At 63.4% G+C, this 14,689-nt stretch carries 17 protein-coding genes; 6 read left to right on the top strand and 11 right to left on the bottom strand.

Features of this window, described 5'->3' with window-relative positions; genetic code table 11:
- Positions 1-13: 13 nt before the first annotated feature.
- From AC0L2Y_RS04170 to AC0L2Y_RS04160, 3 genes are read right to left on the bottom strand one after another with little or no spacing between them, the layout of a single operon-like run.
- On the bottom strand, positions 14-814 hold the full coding sequence (locus AC0L2Y_RS04170; protein ID WP_352868451.1) for a C40 family peptidase: 801 nt from the start codon (positions 812-814) through the stop codon (positions 14-16).
- Positions 815-855: 41 nt separating this feature from the next.
- The gene (locus tag AC0L2Y_RS04165; RefSeq protein ID WP_473554014.1) at positions 856-1,800 is read right to left on the bottom strand and encodes a CHAD domain-containing protein; all 945 of its coding nucleotides are present in this window, start codon (positions 1,798-1,800) and stop codon (positions 856-858) included.
- Positions 1,797-2,270, bottom strand: a complete 474-nt coding sequence (locus AC0L2Y_RS04160; RefSeq protein WP_473554012.1) for a CYTH domain-containing protein — start codon at positions 2,268-2,270, stop codon at positions 1,797-1,799. Before AC0L2Y_RS04160 ends, AC0L2Y_RS04165 begins: the two co-directional genes overlap by 4 nt.
- A gap of 88 nt (positions 2,271-2,358) precedes the next feature.
- Here AC0L2Y_RS04160 and AC0L2Y_RS04155 point away from each other — a divergent pair, with 88 nt between their 5' ends.
- From AC0L2Y_RS04155 to AC0L2Y_RS04140, 4 genes are read left to right on the top strand one after another with little or no spacing between them, the layout of a single operon-like run.
- Positions 2,359-3,075 (top strand): CerR family C-terminal domain-containing protein, encoded by a 717-nt coding sequence (locus AC0L2Y_RS04155; RefSeq protein ID WP_473554198.1) that lies wholly within the window; start codon positions 2,359-2,361, stop codon positions 3,073-3,075.
- Positions 3,072-4,025, top strand: coding sequence for an HlyD family secretion protein (locus AC0L2Y_RS04150; protein WP_473554011.1), 954 nt, complete (start codon positions 3,072-3,074; stop codon positions 4,023-4,025). Before AC0L2Y_RS04155 ends, AC0L2Y_RS04150 begins: the two co-directional genes overlap by 4 nt.
- On the top strand, positions 4,022-4,942 hold the full coding sequence (locus AC0L2Y_RS04145; protein ID WP_473554009.1) for an ABC transporter ATP-binding protein: 921 nt from the start codon (positions 4,022-4,024) through the stop codon (positions 4,940-4,942). Before AC0L2Y_RS04150 ends, AC0L2Y_RS04145 begins: the two co-directional genes overlap by 4 nt.
- 8 nt (positions 4,943-4,950) lie before the next feature.
- Positions 4,951-6,087, top strand: coding sequence for an ABC transporter permease (locus AC0L2Y_RS04140; RefSeq protein ID WP_352665315.1), 1,137 nt, complete (start codon positions 4,951-4,953; stop codon positions 6,085-6,087).
- Between the two features lie 35 nt (positions 6,088-6,122).
- Here the strand turns inward: AC0L2Y_RS04140 and AC0L2Y_RS04135 are convergent, their stop codons facing one another.
- From AC0L2Y_RS04135 to AC0L2Y_RS04125, 3 genes are all read right to left on the bottom strand, one after another.
- Positions 6,123-6,776, bottom strand: a complete 654-nt coding sequence (locus tag AC0L2Y_RS04135; RefSeq protein ID WP_473554008.1) for a glutathione S-transferase family protein — start codon at positions 6,774-6,776, stop codon at positions 6,123-6,125.
- Positions 6,777-6,867: 91 nt separating this feature from the next.
- Entirely contained in the window at positions 6,868-7,845 is a 978-nt protein-coding gene (locus AC0L2Y_RS04130; RefSeq protein WP_473554006.1) for a threonine/serine dehydratase, read from the bottom strand.
- 203 nt (positions 7,846-8,048) lie between these two features.
- A complete protein-coding gene (locus AC0L2Y_RS04125; RefSeq protein ID WP_352491267.1) occupies positions 8,049-8,366 on the bottom strand; it encodes a hypothetical protein in 318 nt (105 codons plus the stop codon).
- Between the two features lie 180 nt (positions 8,367-8,546).
- Between AC0L2Y_RS04125 and mbfA the strand changes: the two genes are divergently transcribed.
- Positions 8,547-9,530 (top strand): iron exporter MbfA, encoded by a 984-nt coding sequence (gene mbfA, locus AC0L2Y_RS04120; protein ID WP_473554005.1) that lies wholly within the window; start codon positions 8,547-8,549, stop codon positions 9,528-9,530.
- A 6-nt stretch (positions 9,531-9,536) separates the two neighbouring features.
- On the opposite strand, the gene AC0L2Y_RS04115 is transcribed toward mbfA, so the two are convergent.
- From AC0L2Y_RS04115 to AC0L2Y_RS04105, 3 genes are all read right to left on the bottom strand, one after another.
- Positions 9,537-9,881 (bottom strand): antibiotic biosynthesis monooxygenase family protein, encoded by a 345-nt coding sequence (locus tag AC0L2Y_RS04115; RefSeq protein WP_473554003.1) that lies wholly within the window; start codon positions 9,879-9,881, stop codon positions 9,537-9,539.
- The gene (locus tag AC0L2Y_RS04110) at positions 9,878-10,210 is read right to left on the bottom strand and encodes an NIPSNAP family protein (protein ID WP_023679000.1); all 333 of its coding nucleotides are present in this window, start codon (positions 10,208-10,210) and stop codon (positions 9,878-9,880) included. The genes AC0L2Y_RS04115 and AC0L2Y_RS04110 overlap by 4 nt, the downstream gene beginning before the upstream one ends.
- A 95-nt stretch (positions 10,211-10,305) precedes the next feature.
- Complete coding sequence (locus AC0L2Y_RS04105) at positions 10,306-10,521, bottom strand: DUF1127 domain-containing protein (protein WP_473554001.1); 216 nt, start codon at positions 10,519-10,521, stop codon at positions 10,306-10,308.
- Between the two features lie 68 nt (positions 10,522-10,589).
- Between AC0L2Y_RS04105 and AC0L2Y_RS04100 the strand changes: the two genes are divergently transcribed.
- Entirely contained in the window at positions 10,590-11,264 is a 675-nt protein-coding gene (locus AC0L2Y_RS04100) for an ArsR/SmtB family transcription factor (RefSeq protein WP_473553999.1), read from the top strand.
- 16 nt (positions 11,265-11,280) lie between these two features.
- On the opposite strand, the gene ligD is transcribed toward AC0L2Y_RS04100, so the two are convergent.
- Both ligD and ku read right to left on the bottom strand, forming a co-directional pair.
- Entirely contained in the window at positions 11,281-13,782 is a 2,502-nt protein-coding gene (ligD, locus tag AC0L2Y_RS04095) for a DNA ligase D (RefSeq protein ID WP_473553998.1), read from the bottom strand.
- 9 nt (positions 13,783-13,791) lie between these two features.
- Complete coding sequence (ku, locus tag AC0L2Y_RS04090; RefSeq protein ID WP_473553996.1) at positions 13,792-14,643, bottom strand: non-homologous end joining protein Ku; 852 nt, start codon at positions 14,641-14,643, stop codon at positions 13,792-13,794.
- Between the last annotated feature and the right edge of the window lie 46 nt (positions 14,644-14,689).

Below are 14,689 nucleotides of genomic sequence, written 5' to 3'. Positions count from 1 at the left end.
CAAGATCGAGCGGCTATTCGGCGGTCTTGTTCGCCGCCACCTTGTCATCCCAGACCATCTGCCGGTAGTCGAAGCCGTATTCCAGCGTCGGCTTGACGATGCGGAAATAGGGCGACAGGTCGAAGTCGCGCGGCGTGTAGAGCGAGTGGTGGCGGATGTGCAGGATTTCCTTGCGCGAATAGCTCGACTGGGCCGAAGCACGGCCGGGCGCCCGGGTAATCTCGGGTAAGATCGGGTAGCGGATCTGGCCATAAGCCTCCGCGATCAGCGACGAGCAGATGGCGCGCGTCGGATCGCCGGAACCGAAAGCCAGCATGCGGCGGCGCCAACGCACCGGCACCGGCGGCGTCGGCAAGAAGTAGCGCAGCATGTCGAATATGTTCTTGAGATCGTATCTGAGACCGAGCCTGCCGATCATGAAGGCGACGACCGCTTCGCGATCGTCCGGAGCCAGGCCGCTCGCACGGCAGATGCGGGTATTGTAGCTGCGGTAGCGCGACAGCGGCACAGCGATGCAGCCATCGCCGAGCGTGACCTCGATCAGGCGCCGCCGCTCCGATCCGTCTTCCGGCTCCGGCAATGCATCGCCGACATAGAAGGCGGCATGCGACCAGGTCGACTGGGTGAGGTATTTGATTGCCGCCGAGATCTTCTGGTTGCCCTCGATGAGCAGGATGTCGCCGGGTTCGAGCGTGCGGCGCAGCGTTTCGGCGTCCGACGGCGTGTAGGGCTCGTAGCCGGACGATTCCTCCTGCAGCCGGCCGGCAAGCCAGCGGCCAAGTCGGTCCAGAAGCGTGTCGCCGGGCTCGGTCATGCCAGACGGCGATTACCACAGGGCGGCAAATTAGACCATGATCAGCCCACGCCAGGCGCGCCGGCGTCTTCGTGCTGCGGTACCGCTGTGAGATCTTCGCGCGCTTTACGGGCGAGCTTCCTCGTCGAGCGCTTCGGGCTGTCGCCGAAAAGCTCGGCCGCCTCGGCGAGGCAGGTCTTTTTCAGGCTCTTTTCCGAGCGTTTCAGCAGCTTGGCAAGCAACCGCGTGTCCTCAGGGGGGCCAAGCGGCTGGTCCTCGGCATCGAGAAGCGCGCGCATAACGAACACATCGTGCAGTTCGCCAAGGCGCTCGCCTAATTCGTCGACGGCCTTGCGTCGCGTCTTGATCGACGTCGGCCACAGCCTGCCGAGCAGTGACAGGTGCATGGCATGCGTCTTGGCCGCCTTGCGCAGATCGTGAAAGTCATCGGCTTCGCCGCGCGAAGCCGCCTTGTCCAGCGCTTTCCTGGCGCGGCGCAAAGTGGTGCGCGCGCCTTCGGCGAGCACGTCGGCAGCCTGCTCCGGCTGGTCGGGCAGAGCGAGCTTGTCGATCCGGACGACACCTTCCTCGCAAGCGGCGATCGCCGCGCCTATCGCAGCCTCGAGGCCTGCTCCGCCATGCAGTTCATGCTGGCGCGCGACGAGCCTGTCACGCACGGCATCAAGGCCGCCGGCACTTTGCTCGGGAAAGCTTGCCGCTAGCCGGTCGATTGTTTCGACCAGTGCAGTCGCCTCACGCGGGCCGGCAAGCAGGGCCGCTACCTGGCGGTAGCACTGGTTCTCGGTCACGCAGAATGTTTCGTCTCCGGAACGGACAAGGCGCAGCAAGGCGCGGACGTTCTTCAGCCGTTTGCGGCATTTGTGCAGCCCCTGTTCGGGCCTGTCACGCGCGGCGTCCAGATGGACAAGCGCCTTGCCGATCTCCTCGGTAAGGATGCGCCTGACCTCGCCGGTCAGCGACATGCGCGGATCGATACGAAAGCTCATGCGACGATCTCCGGAATCCCCCCAAGGGCGAGCGACGCGTTGTAAAATCTCGGCTCGCCGGTGACCTCTCGGCCGAGCCAATCTGGCAGCATTTCGTCCGGTACATCCTCCGGCGTCTCGAGCTCGGCGACCACCAACCCCGCAAGCGTCCCGCCGAAGACATCGACTTCGTAGCGATAGCCGCGGTGTCTAACATGGTGGCGTGTCTTCTCGATGACATGTCCGATGGCAAAGGCCTGCATCTCCTGCGCCTCCGCCAAAGGCACCGGATATTCGAATTCATCGCGCTCGCGTGCCTGGCTGCCGAACTTGAGCGTCAGCTTGGCGGCGGCGTCATCGCTGATGCGCATACGCACCGTGCGGCTGGGTTCGGCGACAAGATAGAATTGACGGATATGAATGTCCGCCTCGACCATTGCCCGCCATTCCTCACCGGAGACCAGAAATTTACGCTCGATTTCCTTGCCCATGGCCAGGCACTAAAGCGCCCACGGCCAGAGTTGGCAAGTCGCTTGACCGCACTTGACTTTAATCATTCGATTGATTAAATTGCCGACCATGATCAAATCGCCCAGTGCCAGCGGCCTTCCTCATGAGGCGCCCAAAACCGCCGCAGATATGACGCGGACGGCACTCGTGCACGCGGCGCTAAAGCTGTTCGGACGCCAGGGTTTCGACGGCACGTCGACGCGCCAGATCGCGGCTGAGGCCAAGGCCAATATCGGCTCGATCGCCTATCATTTCGGCGGCAAGGAAGGGCTCCGCAACGCTGCGGCCGACTACATCGTCGACACCATCCAGACCGTTGCCGGCCAGGCGATCGGCAATCTGCAAGCGCCGGCCGCGGCATTGGCGGACACCGAGGCCGCGCGGGCACATTTAGCCGTTGCACTGGAGCGGATGGTCGCCTTCATCGCGGCAAGGCCGGAAGCCGGCGAGATTGTACAGTTCGTCCTGCGTGAGCTGTCGCATCCAACCGCCGCGCTCGACCGTATCTATGACGGCGTGTTCGAACCGGCGCATCACCGGCTCTGCCTGATCTGGGAACAGGCGACGGGCGAGCCGGCCGAGAGCGAGCGCACAAAACTCACCGTATTCACGCTGATCGGCCAGGTCGTCTATTTCCGCATCGGCCGCGAGGCGGTTATGCGCCGGATGGGCTGGCGCGAGATCGGCGATGACGAGGCCGGCAGGATCGCGGCGACAGTAACCGACAATCTCAGTGCGATTTTAGCTCGGCGCGATTTGGCTGTACGGAAGGATCGTGGATCATGAGCCTGCTCTGTTCTTTGCCGCTTGCCGCCCAGCTTTTCAGCGCCTGCGCGCCGGCAGCACCGCTCGCCGTCGGCTACGTCGAGGGCGATTATGTGCTGCTGGCGCCGATCGAGGTGGCGCAGGTCGAGACGATTGCGGTCAAGCGCGGCGACCGCGTCGCGCCCGGCACGCCGGTGGTGACGCTGGAAAACGCCGACGCCAAGATCGCCATCGCACAAGCCGAGGCGGCCCTCGCGCAGGCCCAGGCGCAACTCGCCGACCTGCAGGTCGGTAAGCGGCCGGAAGAGATCGCGGTGCTCAAGGCGCAGGTCGACATGGCCAAGGCGCAAGCCGCCGACGCCAAGCGCCGATACATCCGCGCCAGTGATCTGTTCAAACGCGGCACCGGCACACAGGCCGACTACGACACGGCTTCCGCGACGCTGGAGACGGCCAACGCGCAGGTCGGCCAGGCGGAGGCCAATCTCGCCGTCGGCGGCCTGCCGGCACGGCCCGAGACGATCAAGGCCGCCGACAATCAGGTCAGGCAGGCGCGATCGGCGCTGGAGCAAGCGCAATGGCGGCTATCGAAGCGCGTGCTGACGGCGCCCTCGCCCGGCCGGGTCAACGATGTCATCCGCTATCCGGGCGACACGGCCGGGCCGACCGCGCCGGTCATCTCCATACTGCCGGACGGCGCGGTGAAGCTCAGCGTCTATGTGCCGGAAAGCGCGTTCTCCTCGGTCGACGTCGGCACGCTGCTCAACGTCCATTGTGACGGTTGCGGATCGGGCGTGAAGGCACGCGTCAGCTATGTTTCGCCGGATCCGGAATTCACGCCGCCGGTGATCTACTCGCTCGAGACCCGGCAAAAGCTGGTCTATCTGGTCGAAGCGCGGCCGGAGGGCGACGCCAGCGCATTGCAGCCCGGGCAGATCGTCGACGTCGATCTGGCGGACATCGGAAAATGAACGTCATCGACGTGCACGGCCTGGTCAAACGCTTCGGCGACAAGACCGTCGTCGACCATGTGACGATGACGGTGGCCGAGGGCGAGATCGTCGGCTTCCTCGGGCCGAACGGCTCAGGCAAGACGACGACCATCCGCATCATGTGCGGCTTGCTGACGCCGGATGAGGGTGAAGGCACGGTCCTGGGCTTCGACATCCGCACCGACAGCCTGCGCATCAAGCGCGAAGTCGGCTACATGACGCAGAGATTCTCGTTCTACGAAGACCTGACGATTGGCGAGAATCTCGAATTTGTGGCGCGGCTCTACCGGCTGAAGCCGCTCGACGAGCATGTGGCTAAGACGCTTGAGGAGCTCGGCCTGACATCGCGCAGGAACCAGTTGGCCGGCACTCTGTCCGGCGGTTGGAAGCAGCGGCTGGCGCTGGCCGCCTGCATCATGCACAAGCCGAAACTGCTGCTGCTCGACGAACCGACGGCTGGCGTCGACCCGAAGGCGCGGCGCGAATTCTGGGACGAGATCCACCGGCTGGCGAGCGGCGGGGTGACCGTGCTGGTCTCCACCCATTACATGGACGAGGCCGAGCGCTGCCATCGCATCAGCTACATCTCCTATGGCAAGATGCTGGCTACCGGCACGGTCGAGGACGTGGTGAGGAACGCCGGGCTGACCACCTTCGTCCTGCAAGGGCCGCAGCTCGATCAGGTCGCTGCCGCACTTCATGGCCGCCGCGGCGTCGATCAAGTGGCGCCGTTCGGCGCGACGCTGCATGTCGTCGGCTCCGACAGGACGGCGCTTCAGGCAGCGCTCGCCGACGTCGAGAAAGACCACAAGGGCGTCAGGGTCTCGCCCGGCGAGACCAGCCTGGAGGATGTGTTCATCCAGTTCATGTCCGGTTCGAAGGACAACATGGGATGAAAAACGGGATAAACAGCATCTTTTCCTTCGCCAGGCTGGGCGCGCTGCTGATCAAGGAGTTCATCCAGATGCGGCGCGACCGCATCACCTTCGCCATGATGCTCGGCGTGCCGCTGATGCAGCTGGTGCTGTTCGGCTATGCCATCAACAACGACCCGAAGAGCCTGCCGGCAGCGCTGGTGGTGATGAGCAGCGATCCTTACACGCGAGCCATGGTTTCGGCGCTGCAGACCACCGGCTATTACCGCTTCGACCATGTCGCGCAAAGTGCCGCCGAAGCCGAATTCCTGATGGCGCGCGGCGACGTTGCCTTCGTCGTCACCATTCCCGCCGATTTCGCCCGACGGGTCGAGCGTGGCGACAGCCCGCAGATCCTGATCGAGGCGGATGCGACCGACCCGGCCGTCGCCAGCGGCGCCATCTCGACACTCGGCACCGTCGCCAACCAGGCGCTGCTCAGGGCACGCGGCATGCAGGAGACGGCGGCCGAAGCCGCCCGGGGCCAGCTCCAGGTGGTGGTGCACCGGCGCTACAATCCGGAAGCCGTCTCGCAATACAACATCGTGCCCGGCCTGCTCGGCGTCATCCTGCAGATGACGATGGTGATGATGACCTCGATCGCGCTGACGCGCGAGACCGAGCGCGGCACGATGGAGAACCTTCTGGCGATGCCGTCCAGCCCGCTCGAGATCATGCTGGGCAAGGTGCTGCCCTATCTGGCGGTCGGCGCCGTGCAGGTGCTGGTGGTGCTGGCGGCCTCAAAGCTCCTGTTCGCCATCCCCTTCACCGGATCGATGTCGCTGCTGTTGACCGCCGTCCTGATCTTCGTGCTGGCGCTGGTGCTGCTCGGCTACACGATCTCGACGATCGCCCGCACGCAGATGCAGGCCCTCCAGCTCACCTTCTTCTTCTTCCTGCCGTCGATCATGCTGTCCGGCTTCATGTTCCCCTATCGCGGCATGCCGGACTGGGCGCAGGTTTTCGGCGAGGTGCTGCCGCTGACGCATTTCCTTCGGATCATCCGCGCGGTGATGCTGAAGGGCGCCGAGCTGCCGGCGGTAGCAACGGAGATCGGCTGGCTGGTGGTGTTCGTGGCGCTGTTCGCCGGCATTGCGCTGGTGCGGTTCCGCCGGACGCTGGATTAGGGTCAACGCAATCAGCTTGCGCAAATGATCGAGAGTCACACGGTCTTGGCCTGGCCCGGGACCGGTGTCAGTTCGGGTGCACTGAGCCCTTCGAAGGGATCGCGCCAGGCGTCGATTTCTTCAAGCTGCCGATACCAGCGGCCGACAGAAGGATAATCATCAAGAGGCAATCGGGCGACGTCGTTGAAGGGCAGAAACGTCGCCATTCGAAAGTCGGCATAGGAAACCGAATTTCCGACCAGCCAGTCTCGCTCGGAAAGCTCGGCATCAAGTATGGCGGCGGCGGTGCTGAAGTCGCTCAGGCCCTCCTCAACCCGCGCCTGATCGATCGGGCCGATCCCATAGCGCTGTTTGGTTCCGCGTTCGAAATGCACGACGTCGCAGGCTCTTGCGAAGTTCTCTTTGCCCCAACTCAGCCACCGGATCATCTCGGGCTCATCGTCGCCGGTGCGCCAAAAATGCGAATGCGTGTCGCGTGAAAGCCGGCAGGCTATGGCGTCGGCCTCCCAGAGGCTTTTTCCCGAACCTACAAGGATGGGCAATGAAAGATTTGGATTGAGCGGCCGAAAGCGCTCGGCCTGCCCCGGAGCGAAGGGCGAGGCGAATTCGAACTCGACCTTGGCTTTGAGATACCGTGCCACCGCGACCGCGAGGCGAGGATTGGGATTGCGGCTGAAGAACAGTTTCATTGATCTCAGTCTTTGAAGGGTACCGGTTCGACTAACGCAACGGAGGCTGGAGCGCCTCGAACCGGCACATGACCTGGAATTGGTTGCTATCTTAGCCGGCAGCAATGATCTCGGCATAGGTGTTGAGATCGACATTGCCGCCGGAGAGCACCACGGCAATGGATTTCCCGGCAAGGTCGATCTCGCCCGACGACAGCGCGGCCAAGCCGACGCAACCGCCAGGTTCGACCACCAGCTTCAGGCAAGCCATCGCATCGCGCATCGCCTGTGCCACCGCCTTGTCGGAAACGGCGATGGCGCCGGCGAGGTTCTTGCGGTTGACCTCGAAAGTGATCGCGCCCGGCTCGGCGACGAGAAGGGCATCGCAGATCGAAGTGTGGCCGGGCGCGTTCGACACCCTGGCGCCTTTGATCAGCGAGCGGCGTGTGTCGTCGAAATGCTCGGGTTCCACCGCCCAGACGGCGGTGCCCGGCGAGGCGTCCTTGACCGCGATAGAAATGCCGCTGCTCAACCCGCCGCCGCCGCAGGGAACCACTACCGCATCGAGGCTGACGTCAAGCGCTCTTGCCTGGCGCATCAATTCGAGGCCGATCGTGCCCTGGCCGGCGATGATGGCCGGATCGTCGTAGGGCGGCACCAGGACCATGCCCTTTTCCACGTAAGAACGGACGACGGCAGTGCGATCGTCGCGGACCCGGTCGAAGGTGATCACTTCCGCGCCCATCTTCCTGACATTGCCGACTTTCATCGCCGGCGCATCGGTGGGCATGGCGATGACGGCCTTGACGCCGAACATCGCCGCCGCGGCGGCAACGCCTTGCGCGTGATTGCCCGACGAGAAGGCGACGACGCCGCGGGCGCGTTCTTCCGCCGAGAGCGAGGAGAGCTTGTTGTAAGCGCCGCGGAACTTGAACGAGCCGGTGCGCTGCAACGTCTCCGGCTTGAACAGGATCCTGGCGCCGAAGCGCCTGTTCAGCTCCGGCGATTCGATCAGCGGCGTTTCGACGATCAGTCCGGACAACCGCACTGCTGCGCTGTGAATATCGGCGATGCCGGGAGGGGTGGTCATGGCTAGGTCCTGCAAGAGATGAGACCGCCTATGTGCACGGAATGGGAGGCGGCGCACCAATGAAAAAATGTGACCGTTACAATTCGTCTTTGGAGGCAGGAGTGGGGCGTGACCGTCCCCACCGCCTCCTCGGCCCTCCGCCATGCATTCGGTCGCTTCAATCGACAAATCGTTGCCGATTGATCGGCATAGCCTGCCGCTCCTCACCCCAACAGCGTCTTTTGCCGTTTGGGACCGCCCATCTTGCGCCAGGTGTTGAAGCGGTGGGTGGCGGCGGCGAATGAGATCTTCATCTGTTGGGCGACCGAATAGCGCGACTTGCCCTCGTCGAACAGCCGGTAGCAGCACTCGACGCCCTCCTCGGTCAACTTGCCGTCGGGAGCCTTGTTGTGCGGATTGGCGGGATCGAATTTTTCGACCTGCTGCTCGACCAGGCCTTTCAGGCGCTGCAGATCCGTCTCAATATTAGCGATCAGGTCGAGAACCGGTTTGGGATCAAACGGCTGCTGTTTTTCCGGCATCTGCGGGTTCCTTTCTCTTGGTTGAGATTCGGTTATATAAGTGAACGTTTGCCGATAGCAACGGCGACGTGTTCGGGATTTTGAAACCTGTACCTTTTGAGCATCAGCGGAGCGCACACGATTGACCGGCGATGCGCGAGGTCATAGTTTAGAACTATTCTAAACTAGGGTGAATTTCTCATGCTTTCCCGCGTTTTCGGCATCGGCCGCCGTCCCTTTGAATCGCTCTCGGAACAGGAGATCCTGGCGCTCGCCATCTCCTCCGAGGAGGACGACGGGCGCATCTATCGCGCCTATGCCGACGGGCTGGCGGAGAGCTTTCCGCAATCGGCCAAGGTGTTCGAGGAGATGGCGGAGGAGGAGGACGGCCATCGCGATTCGCTGATCGAGCTTTACCGCAAGCGTTTCGGCGAGCGCATACCGCTGATCCGGCGCGAACATGTGAAGGGCTATTACGAGCGCAAGCCGGACTGGCTGGTGAGGCCGCTCGGCATCGATCATGTGCGCAGCCAAGCCGAGGCCATGGAGCGGCAGGCCTACCTGTTCTATGTCGAGGCGGCCAAACGCACAGGCGATGCGTCGACGCGAAAACTGCTCGACGACCTGGCGATCGCAGAACAGGGCCACGAGACACTGGCGCAGCGGCTGGAGCAAAAGCATGTGCCGGGCGCGGTCAAGGACGAAGAAGCGGCAGCCGAGCAGCGCCAGTTCATCCTGACCTACGTGCAACCGGGACTGGCTGGGCTGATGGATGGATCGGTGTCGACGCTGGCGCCGATCTTTGCCGCCGCCTTTGCCACGCATGATACGTTCCAGACGTTTCTGGTCGGACTTGCCGCCTCGATCGGCGCCGGCATCTCGATGGGTTTCACCGAGGTGGCTTCCGACGACGGCAAATTATCGGGCCGCGGCTCGCCGGCAAAACGCGGGCTGACCGTCGGCGTCATGACGACGCTGGGCGGGCTCGGCCATGCACTGCCCTATCTCATCCCGCTTTTCTGGACGGCGACCATTGTCGCCGCCGTGGTGGTTTTCTTCGAGCTGTGGGCGATCGCCTTCGTGCAGAACCGCTATATGCAGACGCCATTCTGGCGCGCCGCCTTCCAGGTGGTGCTGGGTGGCGCGTTGGTGTTTGCGGCAGGGGTGCTGATCGGGAATGCATAGCGGTCCCTATCCGTTCACAACCCGGCTATCTGTTGGCGCCTCGGCGCGTTCGGTCAGGCCGTAGTCGCGCACGACATGAGCGATACGCAAACGATAGTCCGCAAAGATACCGCCGCGCCCGGCCTTTTGCGCCTGCCGATGTTCCTGCGTGTTGCGCCAGGCCTTCACCGCGTCCTCGTCGCGCCAGAAGGACAGCGACAGGATGCGGTTCGGATCGGCAAGGCTCTGGAAGCGTTCGATCGACAGGAAACCGTCGATGCCGTCGAGCAGTGGGCGCAGGTCGGCGGCGATGCCGAGATAGGCATCGCGCTTGCCCGCCGCCGGCTCGACCTCGAAGATGACGGCGATCATGGCTTCACCAAAGGAGCATGCGGCCCGGAGGCCAGCTTGAGGAAGATGCGGTCCTCCTTCAGGATGAATTTTTCCCGCCGGGCGAACTCGTAATTCGCCTTGCCGGCGGGATCGGCGGCGAGCCGGGCGCGGTAGGCTTCGTAGGCCGCAAGACTGTCGATGTTGTAGGCGGCATAAGCCGTGGTGGCCGAGCCTTCGTGCGGCGCGAAATAGCCGATCAGATCGGCGCCGCAGCGCGGGATCGCCTGCCCCCAATTGCGTGCATATTCCTCGAACGCCGCCTTGCCGAACGGATCGATCTCGTAGCGGATGAAGCAGGTGATGGTCATTTTCGCCTCCTGGCGGTGGATGTTTGCTTGCGGTCACAGTTCGAGCGGGATCGAAACGTTCCGACGATCGATATGCTAGGCAATTCCCTTACTGGTCATACTTGCCAGAACGATTTCGCGCATTCGCGGCGGACGTCTTCGGGTGTCAGGCCAAGGTCACGCAGCAGATGATCATCGATCTCGGCGAGGTCGAGACGCTGCAAATGACGGTCGTACCACCGCTTCAGGAGCCGCAGCCGCAGGCGGCGCAAGACAACGAACGGGAACGGCCGGCGAGCAGGCGCGGCGCTGAGAATGGTCCTTGCAGGCATTGTCGTCTCCTTGATCTGCATCGAGATTAATGCTTGTCTGACGAGGATGCTTCGATGAGGAACGAACTATGCGCGAAGGACCTGACATAGCCCGCATTGCCAGCTTGGTGGGCGATCCGGCGCGGGCAAACATGCTGTCCGCACTGATGGGTGGCACGGCACTGACGGCGAGCGAACTGGCACTCGAAGCCGGCGTGTCGCTTCCGACAGCGAGCTCCCATCTGTCGAAGCTGATGGAAGGCGGGCTGCTGACGCTGGCGAGCCAGGGACGGCACCGCTATTACGGCCTCGCCGGCCCGCAGGTGGCAGGAATGATCGAAGCCATTACCGGCGTTGCCGCCGCGGTCGGGCCGCAGAGGGTGCGACCCGGCCCTCGCGACGCGGCCATGCGAGTGGCGCGGGTCTGCTACGACCACCTCGCCGGCGAGCAGGCGGTGGCGATGCTGGACCGTCTTGTCGCTCGACAAGTGCTCCTGCGCGACGACGAGGAGATCCAGCTTGGGCCGTCGGCCGCCTCGCATTTCGCCGCGATCGGCATTGACATCCGTACCAAAGCGCGGCGGCCGGTGTGCCGCGCCTGCCTCGACTGGAGCGTGCGGCGTTCGCACCTTGCCGGCACGCTGGGCGCCGCCATTCTCGACAAGATCCTCGCCGAGAAATGGGCGCGGCGCGAGAAGGACAGCCGTGCTGTGATCTTTTCACCGGTAGGCAAGCAGGCCTTCGAGAAGACGTTTCTCGCCTGACGGCGCGCTCAACGCGCTAGCCGCGCTTGAGGGGCTTGGCCTGCTTGAAAAAATCCTCCCAGGGATCGGCTTGCCCGAGCCGCTTTAGCGTCGTCTTGTCGCCGATCGGAAAGGCGTTCGGCGGCAATCCGGCCTCGATTTCCGCCCAGGTCACCGGCATCGATACCGTGGCGCCTTTTTTGGCGCGCGACGAATAGGGGGCGACGGTGGTGGCGCCGCGGCCATTGCGCAGATAATCGACGAAAATCTTGCCCGTGCGCGCCTTCTTCGACAGCGTCGCCGTGTAGCGGTCGGGTGCCGCCTGTTCGAGCGCTCGGGCGAACTCATGGGCGAAGCCTTTGACCTCGTCCCAGTCCGCCGACGGCTTCAGCGGGACGAGGACATGATAGCCCTTGCCGCCCGAGGTCTTGACGAAATTCGGCAGGGACAGTTCGTCGAGCCGGCTGCGGATATCGAGCGCCGCGGCACGCACCGCCTTCACGTCGACACCCTCGTCGGGATCGAGATCGAAGATGATCTGGTCGGGTTTTTCCAGCTCGTCCGTGGTCGAGCCCCAGATGTGGATCTCGACGACGCCGAGCTGCACCAGGGCCACGACACCGTCGAAATCGCGGATGAACAATATCTCCTCGCCGTCGGTGGGATCCTTCATCACGGCGATCTTGTCGTGCATGCCGGCCGAGGCATGTTTTTGGAAGAACCGTTGGCCGCCAACGCCGTCCGGCGCCCGCACGAGGCTGAGCGGCCGGTTGATGACGAATTGCTTCATGCGCAGCCAGACCAGCGCGTAGTGATCGACCAGATCCTGCTTCGATACGTTCTCCTCGGGCCACAGAAGCTTGTCGGGGCGGGACAGCGTAACCGAGGTTTTCGCCGCGCCTGCGGCTTTGGCGGGCTTTGGCGTCGGCTCTGCCGTGGCTGAGCGTGCTTTCGGTTTCTCCTGCACGACTTCCTCCGCCGGCTTGTCCTCGCGCAATCCCTGGAACGAGGCGTGGCGTATTATACGGTCCGACGTCCAACTGCGAAACTCCACTTCGCCGACAAGTTCGGGCTTGACCCAGACCAGCCCCTTGCCCCTTGGCACCGCCCTGTCGAAAGGCGAGGTTGTCGTCTTCAGCGCATCAAGCCTCTTCTTCAGCTCGTTGGTGCTTTTGGTCGTGAAGCCGGTGCCGACGCGGCCGGCATAGCGCAGCTTGCCGCCCTCGTGGTAGCCGACCAGCAGCGAGCGCAGGCCGCGCCCGGTCTTGTCCGACGGCATGTATCCACCGATGACGAATTCCTGGCGCGCCGTGCATTTCGACTTAACCCACGAGGGAACACGGCCGCTGCGGTAGGGCGCATCGGCGCGCTTGGAGACAACGCCTTCGAGGCCCAGGCGGCAAGCGTGCTCCAGCATGATCTTGCCAGGCTCGGCAAAGTGGTCGCTGAAGCGCACGGCCTGATCCTCGGCCTGTCCGGCGAGCAAAGTGCGCAGCCTTTCCTTGCGCTCCACCAGCGGCTCGGAACGGATATCCTCACCGTTGAGACGCAACAGGTCGAAGACATAGTAGATGAAACGGTCCGTACGGCCCGCCGACAGATCTTGCTGAAGCAGCGAGAAGGACGACACGCCATTATCCGCCAGCACGACGATTTCGCCGTCGATGATCGCATCGGTGCATTTCAGGCCGCCAAGTGCCGCGACAATTGCGCCCCCGAATTTGTCGGTCCAGTCGAGGCCAGCGCGTGTCAAAAGCCGCACCTCGGTGCCGACAAGCTGGGCCTGCATGCGATAGCCGTCGAACTTCACCTCATGCAGCCAGTCCTTGCCGGGCGGAGCGTCTCGCTCCAGCGTTGCGAGCGCCGGTTCGATGAATTCGAGCCGCCTGGCCGCGACAGCCTTCGCTTTGCTGGCGGCCGGCCTGTCGGACTGCCAGACGCTTGGCTTCTTGCCGTCGGCGGTCTTGCCTTCGCCGACCTCCTCGATGGTCAGCCCGGATTTCACCGATTGCGGCGCCTCCTGCAAAATGTCCTCGCCCGGACGCGCGGCGGCATCGTCGGATTTGATCAGCAACCAGTTGTCACGCTTTTCGCCCGGACGCGGCTTCAGCCGCACCAGATGCCAGGCGCCATGCAATTTGTGGCCATGCAGTTCGAAACTGATATGGCCTTTCTTCATCGCCTTTGCCGGGTCGCCATCGGGGACCCAAGTTCCCTCGTCCCAGACAATGACCGAGCCGCCGCCATATTGGTCCTTCGGGATAGTGCCTTCAAACGGCGCATAGTCGATCGGGTGGTCCTCGACATGCACGGCGAGCCGCTTTTCGTGCGGGTCGAGGCTCGGGCCTCGCGTCACCGCCCAGCTCCACAGCACACCGCCATGCTCGAGACGCAGGTCGTAGTGAAGCCTGGTGGCGGCATGCTTGTGGATGACGAAAATGCCACCCGGCTCGGCTTTCTTGCCGCGCGAAACCTTGCCGGCCGGTTCGGCGGTCTTCTTGAAATTGCGCTTGGCGTGATACTGCTCGAGGCTGGCCATGGTCTGATCCTAAGCAGATTTGCGCCGGGCGGCTTTGGGCTTGGCGCCTTTTGCCGGGCGTCCGGTCTTTGCCGGCGCACCGGCTTCCGACGAAAGGCTCTTCTTCAGTGCATCGAAGAGGTTGACGACGTTGGAGGGCCGTGGTTCCGCCTTGGTCTTCGGTGCCTTCTTGCCGGCCTTCTTGGCGCGGACCAGCTCGATCAGGGCGTTTTCGTATTTGTCCTCGAATTCGGAAGGGTCGAACTTCGCCTGTTTCTCATCGACGATGTGTTCGGCCAGCCTGATCATCTCGGCATCGGTCTTCACCGGCTTGATGTCGCCGAACACCATCTCAGGCCTGCGAACCGTATCGCCATAGCACAGGGTCGTCAGCAGCAGACCCTTGCCCAACGGCTCGATGACCACCGGACGTTCGCGGCGATAGAGCACAATGCGGGCGAGCCCCGCCGTCTTCTTGGCGGCCATGGCGTCGCGGATGACGGCGAAGGCCTCTTCCGAGACCTCGTCAGCCGGCGTCACATAATAGGGCGTATCGAGATAGATCTGCTGGATCGAGGATTTTTCGATGAACCCATCGAGGCTCATCGTGTGCGAGGATTCGATCTGCACGGCTTCGATCTCCTCCTCCTCGATTTGGACGAAGTCGCCGTCGCCGACCTCATAGCCCTTGATCTCGTCGCCTTCATCGAGCGGCTTGCCGCTTGCCGAATCGACATAGACGCGCCTGACGGTATTGCCGGTCTTGCGGTTGAGCACGCGGAACGAGACTTTCTCGGCCTGGGTGACGACATTGGTCAGTTCGACGGCGCAAGTGACCAGCGAAAGCTTGAGATACCCTCTCCAGGCGGGGCGCGGCGCCATGACAAACTCCCTGCGCGACAACGTTCAACCGAGAACGGGCAAAGTC

The sequence above is a fragment of the Mesorhizobium sp. WSM4830 genome (assembly GCF_055811495.1).
Note: the sequence above shows the minus strand (reverse complement) of the source record. Positions and strands in the feature narration are given on the sequence as shown.

Bases quoted from the DNA above. Each gene is read 5' to 3' on its own strand.
- AC0L2Y_RS04135 (WP_473554008.1), bottom strand. From the start codon at position 6,776: ATGAAACTGTTCTTCAGCCGCAATCCCAATCCTCGCCTCGCGGTCGCG.
- AC0L2Y_RS04145 (WP_473554009.1), top strand. From the start codon at position 4,022: ATGAACGTCATCGACGTGCACGGCCTGGTCAAACGCTTCGGCGACAAG.
- AC0L2Y_RS04170 (WP_352868451.1), bottom strand. From the start codon at position 814: ATGACCGAGCCCGGCGACACGCTTCTGGACCGACTTGGCCGCTGGCTT.
- ku (WP_473553996.1), bottom strand. From the start codon at position 14,643: ATGGCGCCGCGCCCCGCCTGGAGAGGGTATCTCAAGCTTTCGCTGGTC.
- ligD (WP_473553998.1), bottom strand. From the start codon at position 13,782: ATGGCCAGCCTCGAGCAGTATCACGCCAAGCGCAATTTCAAGAAGACC.
- AC0L2Y_RS04130 (WP_473554006.1), bottom strand. From the start codon at position 7,845: ATGACCACCCCTCCCGGCATCGCCGATATTCACAGCGCAGCAGTGCGG.
- mbfA (WP_473554005.1), top strand. From the start codon at position 8,547: ATGCTTTCCCGCGTTTTCGGCATCGGCCGCCGTCCCTTTGAATCGCTC.
- AC0L2Y_RS04105 (WP_473554001.1), bottom strand. From the start codon at position 10,521: ATGCCTGCAAGGACCATTCTCAGCGCCGCGCCTGCTCGCCGGCCGTTC.
- AC0L2Y_RS04165 (WP_473554014.1), bottom strand. From the start codon at position 1,800: ATGAGCTTTCGTATCGATCCGCGCATGTCGCTGACCGGCGAGGTCAGG.
- AC0L2Y_RS04115 (WP_473554003.1), bottom strand. From the start codon at position 9,881: ATGATCGCCGTCATCTTCGAGGTCGAGCCGGCGGCGGGCAAGCGCGAT.
- AC0L2Y_RS04155 (WP_473554198.1), top strand. From the start codon at position 2,359: ATGATCAAATCGCCCAGTGCCAGCGGCCTTCCTCATGAGGCGCCCAAA.
- AC0L2Y_RS04160 (WP_473554012.1), bottom strand. From the start codon at position 2,270: ATGGGCAAGGAAATCGAGCGTAAATTTCTGGTCTCCGGTGAGGAATGG.
- AC0L2Y_RS04100 (WP_473553999.1), top strand. From the start codon at position 10,590: ATGCGCGAAGGACCTGACATAGCCCGCATTGCCAGCTTGGTGGGCGAT.
- AC0L2Y_RS04125 (WP_352491267.1), bottom strand. From the start codon at position 8,366: ATGCCGGAAAAACAGCAGCCGTTTGATCCCAAACCGGTTCTCGACCTG.
- AC0L2Y_RS04110 (WP_023679000.1), bottom strand. From the start codon at position 10,210: ATGACCATCACCTGCTTCATCCGCTACGAGATCGATCCGTTCGGCAAG.
- AC0L2Y_RS04150 (WP_473554011.1), top strand. From the start codon at position 3,072: ATGAGCCTGCTCTGTTCTTTGCCGCTTGCCGCCCAGCTTTTCAGCGCC.